The sequence below is a fragment of the Luteimonas gilva genome (assembly GCF_005239095.1).
Lineage (GTDB): Bacteria > Pseudomonadota > Gammaproteobacteria > Xanthomonadales > Xanthomonadaceae > Luteimonas_C > Luteimonas_C gilva.
On the sequence record NZ_SZUA01000001.1, the window covers coordinates 291,937 to 309,049 of the forward strand.

Genomic DNA, 17,113 nt, shown 5'->3' on the forward strand with positions numbered 1-17,113 from the left:
CTCAGACTTCGATCGGTTCCAGCCCGCGGATCTCGCGGATGCCCAGGCCGGGCGCATCGGTCACCGAGATCTCGGACTCGTTGAAGATCACGCCGCCGTCGACCGGGTTGAACTTGCTCAGCGAAGGCCCGTCCAGGTCGACCTTGGTGATCACGTTGGCCTTGGCCACCGCCACGTGCACCGCCGCGGCGACGCTGATGCTGGTTTCCAGCATGCATCCGATCATGCATTCCACGCCGTACAGCGCGGCGATGTCGGCGATCCGGATCGCGTTGGAGATGCCGCCGGTCTTCATTAATTTGATGTTGATGATGTCGGCGGCGCGCAGTTTGATCAGTTCGACCACTTCCATCGGCCCGAATACGCTTTCGTCGGCCATCACAGGCGTGTGGACGCGGTCGGTGACGTATTTCAGGCCGTCGATGTCCTGCGCCTTCACCGGCTGCTCCAGCAGTTCCAGCAGCACGCCGGCGTCTTCCAGCGTATGCATCGCGTAGACCGCCTGCTTGGCGGTCCAGCCTTGGTTCGCGTCCAGGCGGAGCAGGGCGCGGCCCTCGACCGCGGCGTAGATCGCCTTGACCCGTTCGATGTCCAGGCCGATGTCCTTGCCGACTTTGATCTTCAGCGATTCGAAGCCGCGGTCCACCGCGGCGATGGAATCGGCGACCATCTTGTCGATGTAGTCGACGCTGATGGTGATGTCGGTGGTGATCACCGGGTCGCCGCCGCCGAGCATCTTGTACAGCGGCGCGCCGTACAGCTGGCCGAACAAGTCGTAGACCGCGATCTCGACCGCGGCCTTGGCGCTGGTGTTCTTCTCCAGCGCGGTCTGGATCAATTGGGTAATGCGGTTGAGATTGGCGATCTCCTGGCCGATCAGGCGCGGGGCGATGAACTTGTCGATCGCCTCGACGATGGAACCGTGGGTGTCGCCGGTGATCACCGCCGTGGCCGGCGCTTCGCCGTAGCCGATGTTGCCGGTGTCGGTGTGGATCTGGACGACGATGTCCTCGACCGTCTCCACCGTGCGCAGCGCGGTTTTGAACGGCGTCTTCAGCGGCACCCGCAACATGCCGAACTTGATCTGCGTGATCTTCATCTTGTCGTCTGGTCCCTCAGGGGCGGATGCGCTGGATGTTGGTGATGCGGTCCACGTAACTCTTCTGTTCGTCGAACATCAGGGTCGACAGCGGCGTGACCGAGACGCCGTTGAGCTTACCGCCGACCACTTTGCCGTCGGGGCCGAGCCAAGAACCGCCGTTGGTGTCGTGGATCACGTAGGGCATGCCGTTGTCGTGGCCGATCACCATCATCACGTGGCCGGGGATGTAGACCAAGTCGCCGACCTGCAGGTCGCGCACCACCGGGTCGCGCTTGTCGCGGCCGTCGCCCGGTTCGAAATGGATGCGGTTCAACGCCGGGCTGACGCTTTGGTCGCTGGTATTGCGCGGCAAGATAATGCCGAAGCTGCGGTAGATCTCCGAAACGAAACCGCTGCAGTCGCGGGCGTTGTAGCTGTGGCCCCAACCGTAGCGCTCGCCCAGGAATTTGAAGCCCTGGCGCAGGATGTTGGCGCGGTTCATCGGCAAGTAGTCGGCGCGCACGTCGGCGTTGCGCGAAATCAGCGCCGGCGAAAACGCGAGCCGGCCGTCTTCACCGCGGATCGGCAATTCGACGATGTGCGACGAGTACGGATTCTGTCCGTTCACCGGCTTGTCGGCGGGCCAATCGACGATCGCAGGCAGACGAATGCCCATGTCGAGCTGCAAATCCGACACTTGCGGCTGGTCGGGCGTATAAACCGTGCGCACCGTCGCGCCGGTGACGATCAAATAAGGCGTTTTGCGCGTGTAAGCGAACACGGCGTCCTTGTCGCCTGCGGCGACTTTCTCTTTCTCGATCCAGGCCGCGTACAGCGGACTGACTACGAACCACCATTTGCGGTCGCGGCTTTCGTGGACGATGGCCACCGGCGTGCCCGGAAACAATGCGCTTTCCTGGAAGCGGTCGATATCGGTGTCGCCTTGGCGCGAGAACACGCGCAACCCGGTCGGGAAGGCGCGCAGGTCGGCGCGACGGGTGACCAGGCCGTAGCGGGTGGTTTGGGTCGCCGGCACCGCGTCCAGACGCAGATCGGCGACCAGCGCGTCCAGCGCCTTGGCCGGCACTTCGCGGCCGCGTTCGTCGTAGACCGGCTTGGTCGGGCGCTTCGACAAGCCTTCGATCCAGGCTTTCACTTGGTCGCGCCCGAGCGAAGCGGGCAGGGCTTCGATGTCGTACACCGAGTCGTCGACTTCCTCGAGCTTTTCGTTCTGCGCGGCGATCGCGGCGCGATCCAGCACCACGCGATCGGCGGCGGCTTGTCGCCGGATCCAATAGTCCGGGTCGAGTTGCGCGCTGCTGACGCCCGGAACGCCGGTCGCTTGCGCAGCTGCGGCGCGCGCATCCGCGTGCGGCGCCGGTGCGCTGGCGCAAGCGGCGATCAGCAGCGCCGCAGTCAGGAGTAGGGGTTTGAATTTCATAACGACGTCTCCGCGGAGCGGCCCGAAACCGAGGAAGCCGGGGCCAGGCCCCAGCATGGCAGCACCCGTCTGGATGCTCGCTTCATCTCGAATCCTCCCCGAAAGGCCCCGATCCGCGGCACTATTTTTGTGCGCCGCGGAATACGTATTTCTTATAGCATAGTCCAAAAGAATAAATTATTGACGCTGGCTTGGACGCATGTTACACAGCCGTTACCGTGGGCTAATACGGGGAGCCGCGTTGGACAGCATGCGACCAGTCGGACATCGGCGGGGCCTGACGGCCTTGGCGCTGGCGGCCGCCTTGCTGCTCGGCGGGGGCTCGGTCGCCCAAGCCGCGCCGAAAGGCGGCGAGGCCGAAGCCGAGACGATCGCCTTGATCGACGCCGGCCATTTCCGCGAAGCCGAATCGCGCATCGCCGCGGCGCTAGCCGAGCCTTCGCTCGATGCGCCATCGCGAACGGCGCTGGAATTCCAGCGCGAACGCATGCGCCGCATCCTGCTCGACTTCACTTTGAACGAGGAAGAAGCCAAGGCGCGGGTGCGCAAGCAGATTCCCGACCTGAAGGACGGGGAATTCGCGAAATGGGATGCGGCCGGCCTGCTCGAGCATCAGACCATCGACGGCCGCAAGCTCTATTTCAGCCGCGCGCCGTCCAACCTGTTCCGCCTCAGCGCCGAAGCGCGCGCGCGCCGCGCGAAGCAGACGCCGTTCAACGACAGTCCGCTCGAGAAATCGAGTCCGCACCATAAAGAAGTGCGCGATGCCGCGCTGGCCAGCGGGAAATCCAGCGTCGCGCCGCGGCGGGTGCGCATCACCCAATCGATCGCGGTGAACGCCGATGCGGTGCCCGCAGGCGAAACGCTGCGCGCCTGGCTGCCGTATCCGCGCGCCATTCCGGGACAGCAGGAAGACATCCGCTTCGTCGCCAGCGAGCCGTCCAAGCACGAGATCGCGCCGGAATCGACGATGCAGCGCACCGTGTACGTGGAAAAGCCGGCCGTCGCCGGCAAGAAGACCGAGTTTTCGGTCACCTACGAGCTGACCATCTACGGACAGTACAAGGCGATCGATCCCGCCAAAGTGGTGCCGGTCACGGAAACGCCGGAACTGGCGCCCTACATGGGCGAACGCCCGCCGCACATCGCCTACACCGACGACCTGCGCAAGTTCTCGCGCGAGGCCGTCGGCGACGAAAAGAATCCTTACCGCATCGCGCAGAAGCTTTACGCGGCGGTGGACAAGATTCCGTGGGCCGGCGCGCGCGAGTATTCCACCCTCACCAACATCAGCGACTACGCGCTGCACGCCGGCCATGCCGATTGCGGCCAGCAGACCTTGCTGTTGATGACTTTGCTGCGCTTGAACGGCATTCCGGCGCGCTGGCAGTCGGGCTGGATCTTCTCCGACACCGAATACAACAACATGCACGACTGGGGCTGGCTGTACCTGGCCCCGTACGGCTGGGTGCCGATGGACGTCACCTTCGGCCGCTTCGCCGACGGCGACCCGGCCATCCGCGACTTCTACTTGGGCGGCTTCGACGCCTATCGCATCGCCTTCAACGACGACTACGGCCGCGATTTCGCGCCGAAGAAGGAGTTCTTCCGGTCCGAGACCGTCGATCTGCAGCGCGGCGAGGTGGAGTGGAAGGGCGGCAATCTTTATTTCGACCAGTGGGATTACGACTTCGACTGGACGATGCTCCCGCGCGGGGCGGCGAAGGACACGCAGTAGCGCGAACACGTGCAAACACTACCAATGACATCCGACTGCAACACCCTGGAGGGGGCATGAAAAGCATGGCACTGAAGAGGTCCGCAATTTGTATCGCCTTGGGGGCGTGCCTGGCGACCCTGTCGCCTCTTGCGTTTGCGCAGAGCGCCATGGGCGCGGTGGCGGGGCGCGCCGACGCCGGCGCGCAGATCACGGTGACCAACACCGCGACGGGCCTGACCCGCACCGTCACAGCGGATGCCGATGGCAGCTACCGCCTCAGTCAGTTGCCCGTCGGCTCGTATAGCGTGCAGGTCAGCCGCGACGGGCAAGCCGTGGGCAGCCCCGTCGCCGCGAATGTTTCGTTGGGCGGCACGACCACGGTGAATCTAGGCGGCATCGGCAACCTGGATACGGTGACCGTGGTCGGATCCCGCGTCATCAACCGCGTCGACGTCCATTCCACCGAGTCGGCGGTCAACATCAATCGCGAGGAATTGGCGCGGATGCCGGTGGACCAAAGCCTGACGTCCGTGGCGCTGCTGGCGCCCGGAGTGGTCAATTCGGGCGCCACCTTCGGCGGTCTCACCTTCGGCGGTTCGTCGGTGGCGGAAAACGTCGTTTACATCAACGGCCTGAACGTGACCGATCCCTACCGCCGCCAGGGCTTCTCCTCGGTGCCTTTCGCCTTCTACAAGGAATTCCAGATCAAGACCGGCGGCTATTCCGCCGAATTTGGCCGCAGCACCGGCGGCGTCATCAATGCGGTGACACGCTCGGGCGGAAACGATTTCCACGGCGGCGTGGAACTGACGTTCGAACCGTCGGACTGGGCTTCTTCGAAGGAAGATCACTTCCATAGGGACGGCACCGTCGACGAGCGCGACCGCACGAGCCGCGACGAAAGTTCCTTGTTCAAGACCAACCTATGGGCGTCCGGCCCCATCGTGAAGGACAAGCTGTTCCTCTTCGCGATGTACGAAAACCGCGATGCCGACTCGAAGGACATCGATACGGAAGAGGCCTTCTACACCGATAGTCCGAACGATTTCTGGGGCGCCAAGCTCGATTGGCAGATTACCGACAACCATCTGCTGGAAGTGTTGGCCTTCTCCGACGAGGCCGAGTCCACCACTTCCAACTACGATTACGCGTTCGATACCGATACGCTGGGCAAGTTCAACGGCGAAACCCTTTCCAGATCCGGCGGCGACAACTGGTCGCTCACCTATACCGGCTACATCACCGACAATTTCGTCGCCAAGGCGATGTATGGCGTGAACAAGCGGACGAACTTCGGCGGCAGCCCGCGGGACGGCGATTGCAGCATCGTCACCATCGCCAGCAACTACAACGACGAGTTCGGCAGGGAGGCCAAGCGGGGCTGCCATCCGACCAATACCAGTAGGAACAGCCGCGACGACAAGCGCGAGGCGGCGCGCCTGGATTTCGAGTGGACGCTGGGCAACCACCTGCTGCGTTTCGGCGCGGACCAGGAAGTGATGGAGTCCGACAGCACGGTGGTGTATCCGGGCGACGGCGTCAGCTACCAGGCCCAAACCGTCGTGCCCGGCGCGCCGCTTCCGAACGACGCCACCGTTCCCGCCGGCGTCACCCGCATCATCGATGCGCGCCGCTATATCACGGGTTCGCCGGTGGAAACGAAGGCGCAGGCGTTTTACGTAGAGGACAACTGGAGCGTTACGCCCGACCTGCTGCTGAATATCGGCGTGCGATTCGACAAGTTCCACAACAAGCTGGCTTCGGGTTCGACCTTCGCGCAAGCCGACTTCAGCGACATGATTTCACCGCGTCTGGGTTTCAGCTGGGACATGAAGGGCGACGGCACGACCAAGCTGTTCGGCAACGCGGGCCGCTACTACCTGCCGCTGACCAACAAGCTCGCCGACTATTTCGGCGGCGGCACTACCGACGAGCACACCTACTACGTGCTCAACGGGTTCACCCAACAGATCGACCCGGTCACCGGCGGCACCTATCTGATGCCTAACCTGGGTCCGCAAATCGGTCCGGTCAATACCGAAGGGAACGTTCCGGCGCCGGACGATCTGCGCACCGAAGTCTCGCGAGATCTGGAGATGGTCTACCAGGACGAGTTCATCCTGGGATTCCAGCAGATGATCAATACGGCCTGGTCGTACGGCGTCAACGCCACCTACCGCGAGACTCCGCGCGCCGTGGAAGACACGCGCATCAACCATCTGCCCGGGTGCCCCGGATATTCGAGCTTCCCGATCATCAACCCTGGCGAAAAAGCGACCCTGTGGTGCGAGGACACGGGCCAGTGGGTGACTTTCGACAGTTCCCGCGACGGTTATCAAGCGACGGGCAGCGGCGCGATCCTGGGCTACAAGAAGCCCAAGCGCACTTACAAGGCGGTCGAATTCCAGATCGATCGCGCCTGGGACGACAAGTGGGCGTTCAATGCCAGCTACATCTGGTCCAAGTCCGAAGGCAACATCGAAGGCCCGGTGAACTCTGACGCGGGCTACGCGGACACCAACCTGGTGCAGTTCTACGATCACCCGGCCGTCAACGAGCGCTACGGCGTTTTGTTCAACGACCATCGCCACCAGTTCAAGTTCCGCGGCAGCTATAAGCTCAACGAGATGTTCAGCTTCGGCGCTACGTTCTCGGCGATTTCGGGCGGTCCCATCACTGCGTTCGGCGTGCGTTGGCCCAACGACAACCGTAGCGCCGGCGGTCCCGGCGAATTCAGCGGCGGCGGGTCGGGTTGGCTGTGCGTGTCCGGCTGTTCCAACTATACGACGCGGCAACTGGTCTATTCGGAGCGTGGCGCGTTCGGCCGCATGCCTTGGGTCAAGGACCTGGGCCTCAATGTGACCTTCACGCCGTTCCGCGACATCGACCTGAAGGCGCGCTTCTCCATATACAACGTGCTCAACGACCAGACGGTCGTCAATGTGCACTCGCGCTACGAGAGCACTCCTGGCGTCAAGATGCCTTATTTCGGAGAAGGCACGGTGTGGCAGTCGCCGCGCTACATGCAACTGGTCGTGTCGTACAGCTACTGAGCGCATGCGGCGCGATCCGTACGGCTCGAATTCCGATTAGCCCCCCGGCTTAGCGGCCCGCCCTCGCGGGCCGCTTTTTTTCGCCTGCGATCCGCGGCACGATGCCGGGATCTTCTTGAGGTCAACGGCATATGAAGACATTCGCGACGGCTGCGCTCGTGTTTCTGTCGGCGCTTTCAGCGACGGTTTTCGCCGCTGCGCCAGCCGATCCGGCGCTCGACGCCGTCTTCAACGACGCCGTCGCCCGCTACAAGCTGCCGGGCCTGGCCGTCGGCATCGTCCGCGACGGCGAAATCGTCTATCGCCGCACTTCCGGAGAACGGGAAGTCGGCACCGGCGAAAAAATCGACGCCGATACGATCTTCAAGATCGCCTCCAACAGCAAAGCGATGACTGCGGCGGTACTCGCGCGCCTAGTCGACGCGGGCAAGCTGAAGTGGGACGACCCGGTGGTGAAATACCTGCCGGATTTCCGCATGTTCGACCCTTGGGTCACGCAACAGCTGCAGGTACGAGATCTGCTGATCCACAACAGCGGCTTGGGCGCGGGCGCCGGCGATCTGATGCTGTGGCCCGAACCCAACCGTTTCGAGCGCGCGGACGTGCTGAAGGGTTTGGGCTATCTGAAGCCCACTTACAGCTTCCGCTCGCGCTACGCCTACGACAACACGCTCTACATCGTCGCCGGCGAAGTCGCCGCCAAGGCCGGCGGCGCGCCTTACGAAGAACTCGTGCGCCGCGAATTGTTCCAGCCGCTGGGTCTGAAGCGCTGCCGGGTAGGGGAGTGGAATAGGAAGGAGGTAGGCAACGTCGCCCAGCCGCACGGCTGGCGCGATGATCGCGCCGTGGTGGTGAATGCAGATCCGGAAACGATCCAAGCCATCCCGATGGCCGCCGCCGGCGGCATCCGCTGCAGTCTCAACGACATGCTGACTTGGGCGCAAATGTGGCTACAGCCGGATCAGCGCGGCCTGATCGGCGGCAAGCCCTGGCTGTCGCAGGCGCAGCGCGATGCGGTCTGGACCGCGCACACCTTGATGCCGCTGTCCAAGCGCATGCGCGAATGGGACAACAGCCATTTTTCGGCCTACGGCTACGGCTGGCGGCTCACCGACGTAGACGGCACTGGGAAGGTCTCGCACACCGGCACGCTGTCCGGCATGTATTCGGCGTTGACGCTGCTGCCGCAGAAGAAGATCGGCATCGTCGTTTTGATCAATGCCGATGCCGAAGAGGCGCGGACCGTGCTGACTCAGGCGCTGGTGAAGCATTTCACCGCTCCGACGGAGAAGCGCGGCGTGGCTCACTACGCCGAAGCCATCGCCCGCGAGGAACATGCGGCGACGGCGGCGAGCAAGCTGCGAGATACCTCTTCGCGCAAGCCTGTTGCTGCGGGCGAAACGAAGGGCCGTTTGGGCGTGTATCGCGACCCTTGGTTCGGCGAGGTGGCGATTTGCGCGAATCCAGCCGGGGCGGTGACTTTCGCTTCCGCCAAGTCGCCGACGATGACGGGCGCGGTGATGCGCGTCGGCGAGCGCCTGCTGGTGGATTGGGACAGCGACCGGATGGATACCGAGGCTTGGCTCGACTTCGATACGAAAGCGAAGCCCATTCGGCTTACGATGGCCAAGACCGATCCGGACGCGGATTTCAGTTCCGACTATGAAGACCTGCATTTCGAACGCATCGGCGATTGCCGTTAAGCCCGCCGTCTTCACCCTGGCGCTGACCGCGGCGGCCTGCGCGTCGGCGCCTGCGGTGAAAGTATCCCCGGCCACCGTCGCGGCCGAGGCGGGCATGGTCGACATCCAATCGCTGGTTCCGGACATCGCGCTCGAAATCCGCTATGCCGGTTCCGACAATTTCGTCGGGCGTCCGGTCGATGGCTACGACGCTCCCAAGTGTTTCCTGCATAGGCCGGTCGCCGAGGGTTTGCGGCGCGTCGAAACCGATTTGCGCGCGCAGAACCTGCGCTTGAAGATCTTCGACTGCTACCGCCCGCGCCGCGCCGTGCTGGATTTTATGCGCTGGGTGCAGGACGAACAGGATCAGCGCACGAAGCCGAAGTACTACCCCGATCTGGACAAGCGCGCCTTGGTCGGCGGCTACATTTCGCCGACCTCCGGCCACAGCCGCGGCGCGACGCTCGACCTGACCCTGCTGAGTTGCGATGCGTCGAACCGATGCGAACCGCTCGACATGGGCACCGGCTTCGATTTCTTCGGCCCGATCGCCAATACCGATTCGCCGCTAGCGACCCCAGCGCAGATCGCGAACCGTCACCGTTTGCGCGATGCGATGGGCAAGCAAGGGTTCGAGAACTATCCGATGGAGTGGTGGCACTTCACGTTCAAGCCGGAGCCGACGCCGGGGATGGCTTTCGATTTTCCGGTGAAGTAGAGGGCTTTGAATTCCTTCTCCTGATGGGAGAAGGGAAGAGCACGGCATTACGCGTTCGCGATCAAAGGCCCAAGCGCGCCTTCCAGCTGCGATTTACGCCAACCCGACAACGCCTCGGGCCAAGCCCCGCTTTCCAGCATCGCTTCCAGATACCGCCGCGAGGCGAGTACGCCATCCGGCAAGCCCAATTCGGCGCTGCGGGCGGACACGGCATCCTGCATGCGCTTCAGGCGTGCTTTGTCGCGCTCGGAAGCGCTCGCGAGCGGCATCGCGGCCTCTTCCGCGAGCGGAGTGGTCAAGGCGCGCCAGATCGCCGGGCCGAGTTTGCGCGGCGCTTTCGGATGCGCATCCAATTGCGCTTGCAGCGCTTCGGCGTCCGCGGGCGGCGTTCGCGCGAGCAGGGCGGCGAGTTCGTTGTCCAGGATCCAACTGCGCGGACGGTCGCTGTCGCGCGCTTGCCGGTCGCGCCAGCGCAGCAGACGCAGCAATCGGCGTTGCGAGTCGGCGTCCAGGAATTGCGCGCTGCGCATGGACAGGTGCGGCCAGCGGTCGGCGCCGTCGCTGGCGGCGGAGGCAACCAGGCGGGCGGCGTCTTCGGCCGACCAGGCGCTGCGGCCGAGTTCGCCCAAGCGGCTTTCGAGCCGATCGTGCAGGGCGAACAGATGGCGCACGTCGTCGGCGGCGTATTCCAACTGCGCGGGCGACAGCGGCCGGCGCAGCCAATCCGAACGGGTCTCGCCTTTGGGCAACGCGACCCCGAGCAGGTCCTGCACCAGGCGCTGGTAGCCGAGGCCCGCGCCAATGCCGGCCAGCGCCGCGGCGATCTGGGTGTCGAACAGCGGCTGCGGAATCGCATCGCAACCGCGCTGCAGCGCCACCAGGTCTTCGCTGGCGCTGTGCATGATCTTCAGCACGGCGGAGTTTTCCAGCAACGGCTTCAGCGTGGCGGCCATGCCCGGCACCAGCGGGTCGACCAGCAGCAGCTCGCCGCCGATCGCGATCTGCACCAGCGCCAGTTGCGGCCAATAGGTGCGTTCGCGGATGAATTCGGTGTCCAGTCCGATCCGCGCCGGCGGCGCGGCGATACGGTCGGCGAGCGTGCCGGGGTCGGAAATCCAGATCGACAAAGGGAACTTCTTGCGGGAAAGAGGCGGAGACTAACCGCGGGGGGCGTGTGCTTGTCAATCGCGGCCCTCGATGCGGCCGGGTGGCGGGAAGGGGCGCGCCCAGTAAACTGCGCCCATGGTCCGCGCCGATCTTCCGGTTGCCAGCGAGAAACGCCGTATCCGGCACGCGCTAGCGTTCGCGGCGCTGTCCGCGTTGTGCTTCGCCGGCTGCGGCCGCGAACAGCCGGCTCCGAAGCCGCAAACGAGCGGCGCGCGTCCGGCCGCGAAAGCGCCGGCGCCGAGCGTGACGATCAGCGGCGACGATCGCGCCGCGGGCCTGCTGAATTGGACGCCGCCGGTCGTGGATCTGCAGCCGGACAAGCTGGACGCGGCCAAGCGCGAAGCCGCCAAGGCCGCGAAGGAACAGCGCTGGTACGCCGACGCGCAATCGGCCATTCCCTTGTACTTGGCCGTCCTCAAAATCGCTCCGGACGATGCCGCGGCGCGCGACGGGCTGAAGCGGTCGCTGGCCGGCCTGCTGAAATCCGGCCAGGCGATACTGGCGCGCACCGACGAAGACGAGCAGGCGCTGGCGCAGGCGCACGAGATCGCGGCGGTCGCGCGCACGGTCGATCCCGCCGCGCCGGAAACCATCCTCTATCTCACCCAGGTCGATCTGGCCGACCGCCTGCTGCAATTGAATCAACAGGGCGAAAGCGATCTGCAAGCCAGCCGTCTCGGCGAAGCGACCGACGGCGCGCTGCGCAAGTTCCGCGCGGTGCTGGCGCTGCGTCCGCAACAACCGCGCGCAATGCAGGGCATGGCCGCGGTCGAAAGCGCACTAATCCGCCGTGCCGAAGGCGCCGCCGAGCGCGGCGAATTCGGCGCGGCGCGCTATTGGCTGAAGCTGGCTGCGGCGGTGCGTCCGGGCAGCGCCACCATCGCCGATGCGCAGGCCCGGGTGCAAGCCACTCGCGCCATGCTGGTGGCGCGCTGGCACGACGAAGGCATCGCCGCCTTGGCCAAACCTTTCGACGGCTTGGCTTTGGCCAGGCGCAAGCTGGCGGACGTGCTGCGCATCGCCGAACCGGGCGACGCCGCCGCGGCCGATTTGCGCGAGCGGATCGAGTTGGCCGCTCATTACGGACTCTTCCGCCCCGGTCAGGCCTTCACCGACGCCTTGCGCGACGGCGGCCGCGGCCCGCAAATGGTGGTCGTGCCGCACGGCGGTTTCCGGATGGGCGCCAAGGACAACGAGCCGGGTTCGACCAAGGCCGAAAAACCGTCGCATTACGTGCGCTTCGAGCGCGGCTTCGCGATGTCGCGCAGCGAGGTGACGGTGGCCGAATTCCGCCGCTTCATGCAAACGGGCGTGCATCGCGCGCGCGCCGAGCGGCGCGGCCATTCGATCGTCTACGACGAGCGCAGCGGCAATTTCGTGCGGCGCAGCGGGGTGGATTGGCAAAGCGACTACGTCGGCAATCCTGCGGCGGACGATGCGCCCGTGCTGCACGTCAGCCATGGCGATGCCGAGGCCTATACCGAATGGCTCACCCGCCAGAGCGGCCACCGCTACCGGTTGCCGAGCGAGGCCGAATTCGAATACGCGGTGCGCGCCGGCAACGACGGCGCTTGGCCATGGGGCGAAGGCCGTCCGCCGGCCGGTTCGGGCAATCTGACCGGCAGCCTCGACCGCTCGCCGTCGGGCCGCAATTGGAGCAACGCCTTCGCCGGCTACGGCGACGGGCATTGGGGGCCGGCGCCGGCCGGCGGCAGGCCGAACGTGTACGGGCTTTACGATCTGGCGGGCAACGTCAGCGAGTGGACCGCCGATTGCTGGCACGAAGGCTATCGACGCGCGCCTTCGGATGGGCGAGCATGGATCAACCCCGGTTGCCGGACGCGCGTGATCCGCGGCGGCTCCTGGGCCAGCTCGCCGGCGCAGACGCGCTCGGCTTGGCGGATGTCGGCGTCGCGCGACATCACCAACGCAAGATTGGGATTCCGGGTGGTGCGGGATCTGTAGCTTTAAACGGGGAGGGCGACATGCGAATGGATCCATACGGCAACAGCGCACAGGGCGGGATGCGCCGCAGCGGCGGCATCCGTTGGTGGGTATTGCTGCTGTTCGCCGGTTACGCGGCGTATTACTGGTTCTCCAACCGCACCACCGATCCGATGACCGGCGAAAAAGTGGTCATCGACCGCAGCCTGTCGGCCGAGGACGAGAAAGCGCTGGGCCTGCAGGCCTATCAGGAAATCCTGCAGCAGGAGCGGCCGGTCGATCCGAATTCGGCGATCGCCAAGCAGATCCGCGACATCGCGCAGCGCCTGGTGGCCAAGGTCGACATCGTCGAAACCGCGTTGGCCGCCGAACACGGCCAGCCGCCGCAGCATTTCTCGCGTAGCTTCGAATGGGAAGTGAACGTCATCCAATCCGACCAGGCCAACGCGTTCTGTCTGCCCGGCGGCAAGATGGCGGTCTACACCGGCCTGGTGCCGGTGGCGCAGAACGCGGACGCGATGGCGATCGTCATGGGCCACGAGATCTCGCACGCGCTGTTGCGCCACGGCGCGCAGCGCATGGCGCAGCAGCGGTTGGCGCAATTGGGCCAGGTGGCCGGCGCGATGAGCGGCATGGACGCGCAGACCCAGCAGATGGTGATGTCGGCTTACGGTTACGGGATGATGCTGCCGTACGCGCGCGGCCACGAGACCCAAGCGGACGAAGTCGGCCTGATGCTGGCGGCCGCCGCCTGCTTCAACCCGCAGGAAGCGATTCCGTTGTGGGAGCGGATGAGCGCCAATAGCGGCGGACAAGCGCCGCCGGAGTTCGCCTCCACCCATCCAAATCCCGGTACACGGATCAAGAACCTGCAGGCGTTGATGCCCAAGGCGATGGAGTACAGGGCGAAGTACTGCAAGCAATGAAGCCGATCGCGGCGCGCCTGTTGTTCGCGGCGTGTTGGGCGGCGGCGTGCGCGCTGCCCGCGCAGGCCGGACAGGCGACGCAGGCGCAATTCGAAGCGCTGATGAAGACCGTCGCGGCCGGCTGGAACGAAGGCGATGCACGCAAGGCCCCGGATTGCTACACCGAAGAACTGGTTTAGCCCTCTCCCGCTTGCGGGAGAGGGTTGGGTGAGGGCGCGCGGGGTGACGGATCGCTTCGGGACGGTCTAGAGAAGCAAAAGTCGCTGGATTACATGCCGCTCGTGCGGTACGCCCTTCGGCCATTTACGCAAGTGTTCGTTACGGCATCCTGCCTTCACGGTCCCGCCTTGCGGGAATGACGGCTAAAGGCAAGAGCAGCGGAGCAGGCTCCGCTCTACAAAAGACAAAGCGTCAGAAGCTCATGAACAGCCCGCCGTTGACGGGGATGTTCGCGCCGGTGATGAAGCCCGCGCCGTCGTCGGTCAAGAAGGCGACGGTGCGCGCGATCTCGTCGGGCCTGCCCAGGCGGCCGACCGGGACCTTCTCGACGATGCCGTTGCGGATCTCTTCCGGCATCGCCATCACCAGCGCCGTTTCGCAATAGCCCGGCGACACCGAATTCACGGTCACGCCCTTGCGCGCGACTTCGCGGGCGAGAGCCATGGTGAAGCCGTGCATGCCGGCCTTCGCCGCGGAATAGTTGGTCTGGCCGAACTGGCCGGTTTGGCCGTTGACCGAGCTGATGTTCACCACGCGCCCGAAGCCGCGTTCGGCCATGCCGTCGACCGCATGCCGGCACAGGTTGAACACGCCGTCCAGGTTGATGTTGAGCACCGTGTCCCATTGCACGCGGTCCATCTTGCGCAAGGTGGTGTCGCGGGTGATGCCGGCGGCGTTGATCAGGATGTCGAGCGAGCCGTGCGCAGCCCTCACTTTTTCGACCAGCGCGCCGCAAGCTTCGAAATCGGCCACGTCCAGGGCTTCGAAATGCACGTCTCGGCCGTCGATTTCGCGCTTGAAGGCTTCGACGCGTTCGGGCCGGGAGGCCAAGTCCGCGGCGATCACGGTGCGTCCCGCATCGGCCAGCGTCTTGCAGATTTCCGTGCCTAACCCGCCGATGCCGCCGCTCACCACGGCCACGCGTTTGCTCATAAGTTCGTCCCCTGTCGATGTCGTGCTGTGCTTATGCTTTGTAGAGCGGAGCTTGCTCCGCTGTCCTCGGCCGGACAGCGAAAAGCAGCGGAGCAAGCTCCGCTCTACAAAGCGAAAGCGAAAAGCCGCGCGATGCGCGGCGCGGAGCGGGCATCACTTCGCCCGCGGCTTGCCGGCGTCTTTGGCCGCGTCGGACGCGCGGCCCGCGCCGCCGACCAGGTTCTGCTGGAATTGCTTCCACAACTCGAGATTGCGCTCGGTGAGCTGGTTCATCATCGCCCACGGCGTCTGGCCGAGCATGCTGCCCATCTGCTGGCGGAACTGGTTCTGCTGTTCCAGGAACATCTGCATCGAACGTTCCAGATAGCTGCCCATGAAGCCCTGCAGCGAATCGCCGTAGAAACGGATGAGCTGGCTCAACAATTGGGTGGACAGCATCGGCTCGCCGTCCTGTTCGTGCTCGGCGATGATCTGCAACAGGACTTGGCGGGTCAGGTCTTCGCCGGTCTTGGCGTCGCGGACTTCGAATTCTTCGCCGTCGACGATCAGCTGGCGCACGTCTTCGATCGTGATGTAGCTGGAGATCTCGGTGTCGTAAAGACGGCGGTTCGGGTATTTCTTGATGATGCGGTTGGCTGCCATGCGTGGATCCGCCCTGAGCTGGGGGCCGAGCATGGCGCAGTGCAGCAGGCCTTGCAACATTGCGGCCATAGGGCGGGCCAGACTGTACTGACCGGTATGGAAACTCGCCTGTTCGGCGGGTACGGGGTCAATCTCCGGCTACGAAGTAGGCGATCTTCCAATCGCCGTCGGCGATTTCCATGGATAGACGATGGTCTACCGGAGAGCGCACTACGGATTCATGCACGTAGGCCGGCCTGCCGTCCCAACGGACGCAAATCCAGTGTTCGGTCCCTTCGCAGTCGCTGTTCAGCACGGCGTAGTCGACGCGCGCCAGAACGTCCGCGCCCGCGTCGGGCGCACTCCGCAGCGCGACTCGAGTGCCGGTGACGATGAACGTCGAAAACGGGTCTTCATAAAGATCGTCCGGACCGGCGAATGCGGGGTAGGGCGCGGACCAAACTAGCTTGCCGTTTTCCGAGCTTTGTACCCCTCCCAGGGCTACGATCCGATCCAGTTCGCGCCAAAGTTCCGTGTCCGGACGTTGCGGGTTCCAAACCTCGCGTAAGCCGGCGGCGCCCGGTCCATCGCCACCGAAACTCATCTTGGCGTCGGCTGCGATATGGCGTTCGAATGCGTCTAAATCCCGATCGGTGACGATCCGTTCGAACTCGGCGACCGCATGCCGGACCTGCGGATCCAGATCGGCGAGATCGGGAGGCGATAGCGTCGCCGTCGCGGCCTGCGCAAAAGTCGCGCAGAGCCATAGACAGCCCACCGCCAGCGTTTTCGTTACGCGTTCCGGCATCGCCGTCGTGGTCTTCGGGTCACCAGCCCATGTATTGACCGCCATTGGCCGACAAGTTCGCGCCGGTGATCCAACTGGCCTCGTCCGGGATGAAGAAGGCCACGGCGTAGGCGATTTCCTCGGGGCTGCCGAGACGGCCGGTGGGAATCTGGGCGACGATCTTGGCGCGCACGTCCTCGGGCACGGCCATCACCATATCGGTGCCGATGTAACCGGGCGACACGGTGTTGACGGTGATGCCGAAGCGGGCGTTTTCCTGCGCCAGGGAAATGGTGAAACCGTGCATGCCGGCCTTGGCGGCGGCGTAGTTGGCTTGGCCGTACTGGCCTTTCTGGCCGTTGATCGAACTGATCTGGATGACCCGGCCCCATTTGCGGTCGCGCATGCCTTCGATCACCGGGCGGGTCATGTTGTAGACCGAGTTCAGGTTGGTGTTGATCACCTCGCTCCATTGCTGCGGGGTCATCTTGTGGAAAGTGGTGTCGCGGGTGATGCCGGCGTTGTTGACCAGGATGTCGACCGGGCCGAGCTTGGCCTCGACTTCGCGCACCAGCGCTTCGGCTTCCTCGGGAGAACCGACGTCGCCCTTCACCAGGGTCACGTCGTAGCCGGCGGCCTTCATCTGTTCCTGCCAGGCCTTGGCTTTTTCCTCGTTGCGGTAGTTCGTCGCCACCTTATGCCCCAAGTCGGCCAGGCGCTTGACGATGGCCGTGCCGATGCCGCCGGTGCCGCCGGTGACGAGTGCGATGCGAGGGGTCATGCCGTTCTCCGTGAGGTGCGTGCGAATGGGGGATTCGTCC

Annotated in this window: 14 protein-coding genes; 7 read left to right on the forward strand and 7 right to left on the reverse strand. The window is 64.7% G+C overall.

The annotated features are described in order from the left end of the window. Position 1 precedes the first annotated feature (1 nt). Together FCE95_RS01300 and FCE95_RS01305 are read right to left on the reverse strand one after the other, a co-directional pair. Positions 2 to 1,099 carry a dipeptide epimerase gene (locus FCE95_RS01300; RefSeq protein ID WP_137265194.1) on the reverse strand — a complete coding sequence of 366 codons (1,098 nt, stop codon included), beginning with the start codon at positions 1,097 to 1,099 and terminating at the stop codon, positions 2 to 4. Between the two features lie 16 nt (positions 1,100 to 1,115). Further along, positions 1,116 to 2,522: a C40 family peptidase gene (locus FCE95_RS01305; protein WP_137265195.1), complete on the reverse strand. Its 1,407-nt coding sequence runs from the start codon at positions 2,520 to 2,522 to the stop codon at positions 1,116 to 1,118. A gap of 250 nt (positions 2,523 to 2,772) precedes the next feature. On the opposite strand from FCE95_RS01305, the gene FCE95_RS01310 reads away from it, so the two are divergent. From FCE95_RS01310 to FCE95_RS01325, 4 genes are all read left to right on the forward strand, one after another. After that, complete coding sequence (locus tag FCE95_RS01310; protein ID WP_137265196.1) at positions 2,773 to 4,260, forward strand: transglutaminase-like domain-containing protein; 1,488 nt, start codon at positions 2,773 to 2,775, stop codon at positions 4,258 to 4,260. Between the two features lie 149 nt (positions 4,261 to 4,409). Then, the gene (locus FCE95_RS01315) at positions 4,410 to 7,295 is read left to right on the forward strand and encodes a TonB-dependent receptor (RefSeq protein ID WP_425481274.1); all 2,886 of its coding nucleotides are present in this window, start codon (positions 4,410 to 4,412) and stop codon (positions 7,293 to 7,295) included. 131 nt (positions 7,296 to 7,426) lie between these two features. Then, complete coding sequence (locus FCE95_RS01320) at positions 7,427 to 8,998, forward strand: serine hydrolase domain-containing protein (RefSeq protein WP_137265198.1); 1,572 nt, start codon at positions 7,427 to 7,429, stop codon at positions 8,996 to 8,998. After that, positions 8,958 to 9,695 carry a M15 family metallopeptidase gene (locus FCE95_RS01325; protein ID WP_137265199.1) on the forward strand — a complete coding sequence of 246 codons (738 nt, stop codon included), beginning with the start codon at positions 8,958 to 8,960 and terminating at the stop codon, positions 9,693 to 9,695. Before FCE95_RS01320 ends, FCE95_RS01325 begins: the two co-directional genes overlap by 41 nt. 47 nt (positions 9,696 to 9,742) lie before the next feature. On the opposite strand, the gene rnd is transcribed toward FCE95_RS01325, so the two are convergent. After that, on the reverse strand, positions 9,743 to 10,822 hold the full coding sequence (rnd, locus tag FCE95_RS01330) for a ribonuclease D (RefSeq protein WP_137265200.1): 1,080 nt from the start codon (positions 10,820 to 10,822) through the stop codon (positions 9,743 to 9,745). 115 nt (positions 10,823 to 10,937) lie between these two features. On the opposite strand from rnd, the gene FCE95_RS01335 reads away from it, so the two are divergent. From FCE95_RS01335 to FCE95_RS01345, 3 genes are read left to right on the forward strand one after another with little or no spacing between them, the layout of a single operon-like run. Beyond that, positions 10,938 to 12,827, forward strand: coding sequence for a formylglycine-generating enzyme family protein (locus FCE95_RS01335; protein WP_137265201.1), 1,890 nt, complete (start codon positions 10,938 to 10,940; stop codon positions 12,825 to 12,827). A gap of 20 nt (positions 12,828 to 12,847) precedes the next feature. Continuing rightward, positions 12,848 to 13,732 (forward strand): M48 family metallopeptidase, encoded by an 885-nt coding sequence (locus FCE95_RS01340; RefSeq protein WP_137265202.1) that lies wholly within the window; start codon positions 12,848 to 12,850, stop codon positions 13,730 to 13,732. Beyond that, positions 13,729 to 13,911: a hypothetical protein gene (locus FCE95_RS01345; RefSeq protein ID WP_137265203.1), complete on the forward strand. Its 183-nt coding sequence runs from the start codon at positions 13,729 to 13,731 to the stop codon at positions 13,909 to 13,911. The genes FCE95_RS01340 and FCE95_RS01345 overlap by 4 nt, the downstream gene beginning before the upstream one ends. A 232-nt stretch (positions 13,912 to 14,143) precedes the next feature. Here the strand turns inward: FCE95_RS01345 and phbB (FCE95_RS01350) are convergent, their stop codons facing one another. The 4 genes from phbB (FCE95_RS01350) to phbB (FCE95_RS01365) form a co-directional block, all read right to left on the reverse strand. Further along, positions 14,144 to 14,884: an acetoacetyl-CoA reductase gene (gene phbB / locus FCE95_RS01350; protein WP_137265204.1), complete on the reverse strand. Its 741-nt coding sequence runs from the start codon at positions 14,882 to 14,884 to the stop codon at positions 14,144 to 14,146. A gap of 153 nt (positions 14,885 to 15,037) precedes the next feature. Next, positions 15,038 to 15,526 carry a polyhydroxyalkanoate synthesis repressor PhaR gene (phaR, locus tag FCE95_RS01355; RefSeq protein ID WP_137265205.1) on the reverse strand — a complete coding sequence of 163 codons (489 nt, stop codon included), beginning with the start codon at positions 15,524 to 15,526 and terminating at the stop codon, positions 15,038 to 15,040. Between the two features lie 127 nt (positions 15,527 to 15,653). After that, on the reverse strand, positions 15,654 to 16,358 hold the full coding sequence (locus FCE95_RS01360) for an SH3 domain-containing protein (protein WP_137265206.1): 705 nt from the start codon (positions 16,356 to 16,358) through the stop codon (positions 15,654 to 15,656). Next, positions 16,333 to 17,073: a beta-ketoacyl-ACP reductase gene (phbB, locus tag FCE95_RS01365; RefSeq protein ID WP_137265207.1), complete on the reverse strand. Its 741-nt coding sequence runs from the start codon at positions 17,071 to 17,073 to the stop codon at positions 16,333 to 16,335. Before phbB (FCE95_RS01365) ends, FCE95_RS01360 begins: the two co-directional genes overlap by 26 nt. Between the last annotated feature and the right edge of the window lie 40 nt (positions 17,074 to 17,113).

What these genes read in the sequence shown, in the direction of transcription:
- FCE95_RS01315 (WP_425481274.1), top strand. Translation starts at nt 4,410, where the DNA reads ATGGGCGCGGTGGCGGGGCGCGCCGACGCCGGCGCGCAGATCACGGTG.
- FCE95_RS01360 (WP_137265206.1), bottom strand. Translation starts at nt 16,358, where the DNA reads ATGGCGGTCAATACATGGGCTGGTGACCCGAAGACCACGACGGCGATG.
- phbB (WP_137265207.1), bottom strand. Translation starts at nt 17,073, where the DNA reads ATGACCCCTCGCATCGCACTCGTCACCGGCGGCACCGGCGGCATCGGC.
- FCE95_RS01300 (WP_137265194.1), bottom strand. Translation starts at nt 1,099, where the DNA reads ATGAAGATCACGCAGATCAAGTTCGGCATGTTGCGGGTGCCGCTGAAG.
- phbB (WP_137265204.1), bottom strand. Translation starts at nt 14,884, where the DNA reads ATGAGCAAACGCGTGGCCGTGGTGAGCGGCGGCATCGGCGGGTTAGGC.
- FCE95_RS01345 (WP_137265203.1), top strand. Translation starts at nt 13,729, where the DNA reads ATGAAGCCGATCGCGGCGCGCCTGTTGTTCGCGGCGTGTTGGGCGGCG.
- FCE95_RS01335 (WP_137265201.1), top strand. Translation starts at nt 10,938, where the DNA reads ATGGTCCGCGCCGATCTTCCGGTTGCCAGCGAGAAACGCCGTATCCGG.
- phaR (WP_137265205.1), bottom strand. Translation starts at nt 15,526, where the DNA reads ATGGCAGCCAACCGCATCATCAAGAAATACCCGAACCGCCGTCTTTAC.
- FCE95_RS01310 (WP_137265196.1), top strand. Translation starts at nt 2,773, where the DNA reads ATGCGACCAGTCGGACATCGGCGGGGCCTGACGGCCTTGGCGCTGGCG.
- FCE95_RS01305 (WP_137265195.1), bottom strand. Translation starts at nt 2,522, where the DNA reads ATGAAATTCAAACCCCTACTCCTGACTGCGGCGCTGCTGATCGCCGCT.
- FCE95_RS01320 (WP_137265198.1), top strand. Translation starts at nt 7,427, where the DNA reads ATGAAGACATTCGCGACGGCTGCGCTCGTGTTTCTGTCGGCGCTTTCA.
- FCE95_RS01325 (WP_137265199.1), top strand. Translation starts at nt 8,958, where the DNA reads ATGAAGACCTGCATTTCGAACGCATCGGCGATTGCCGTTAAGCCCGCC.
- FCE95_RS01340 (WP_137265202.1), top strand. Translation starts at nt 12,848, where the DNA reads ATGCGAATGGATCCATACGGCAACAGCGCACAGGGCGGGATGCGCCGC.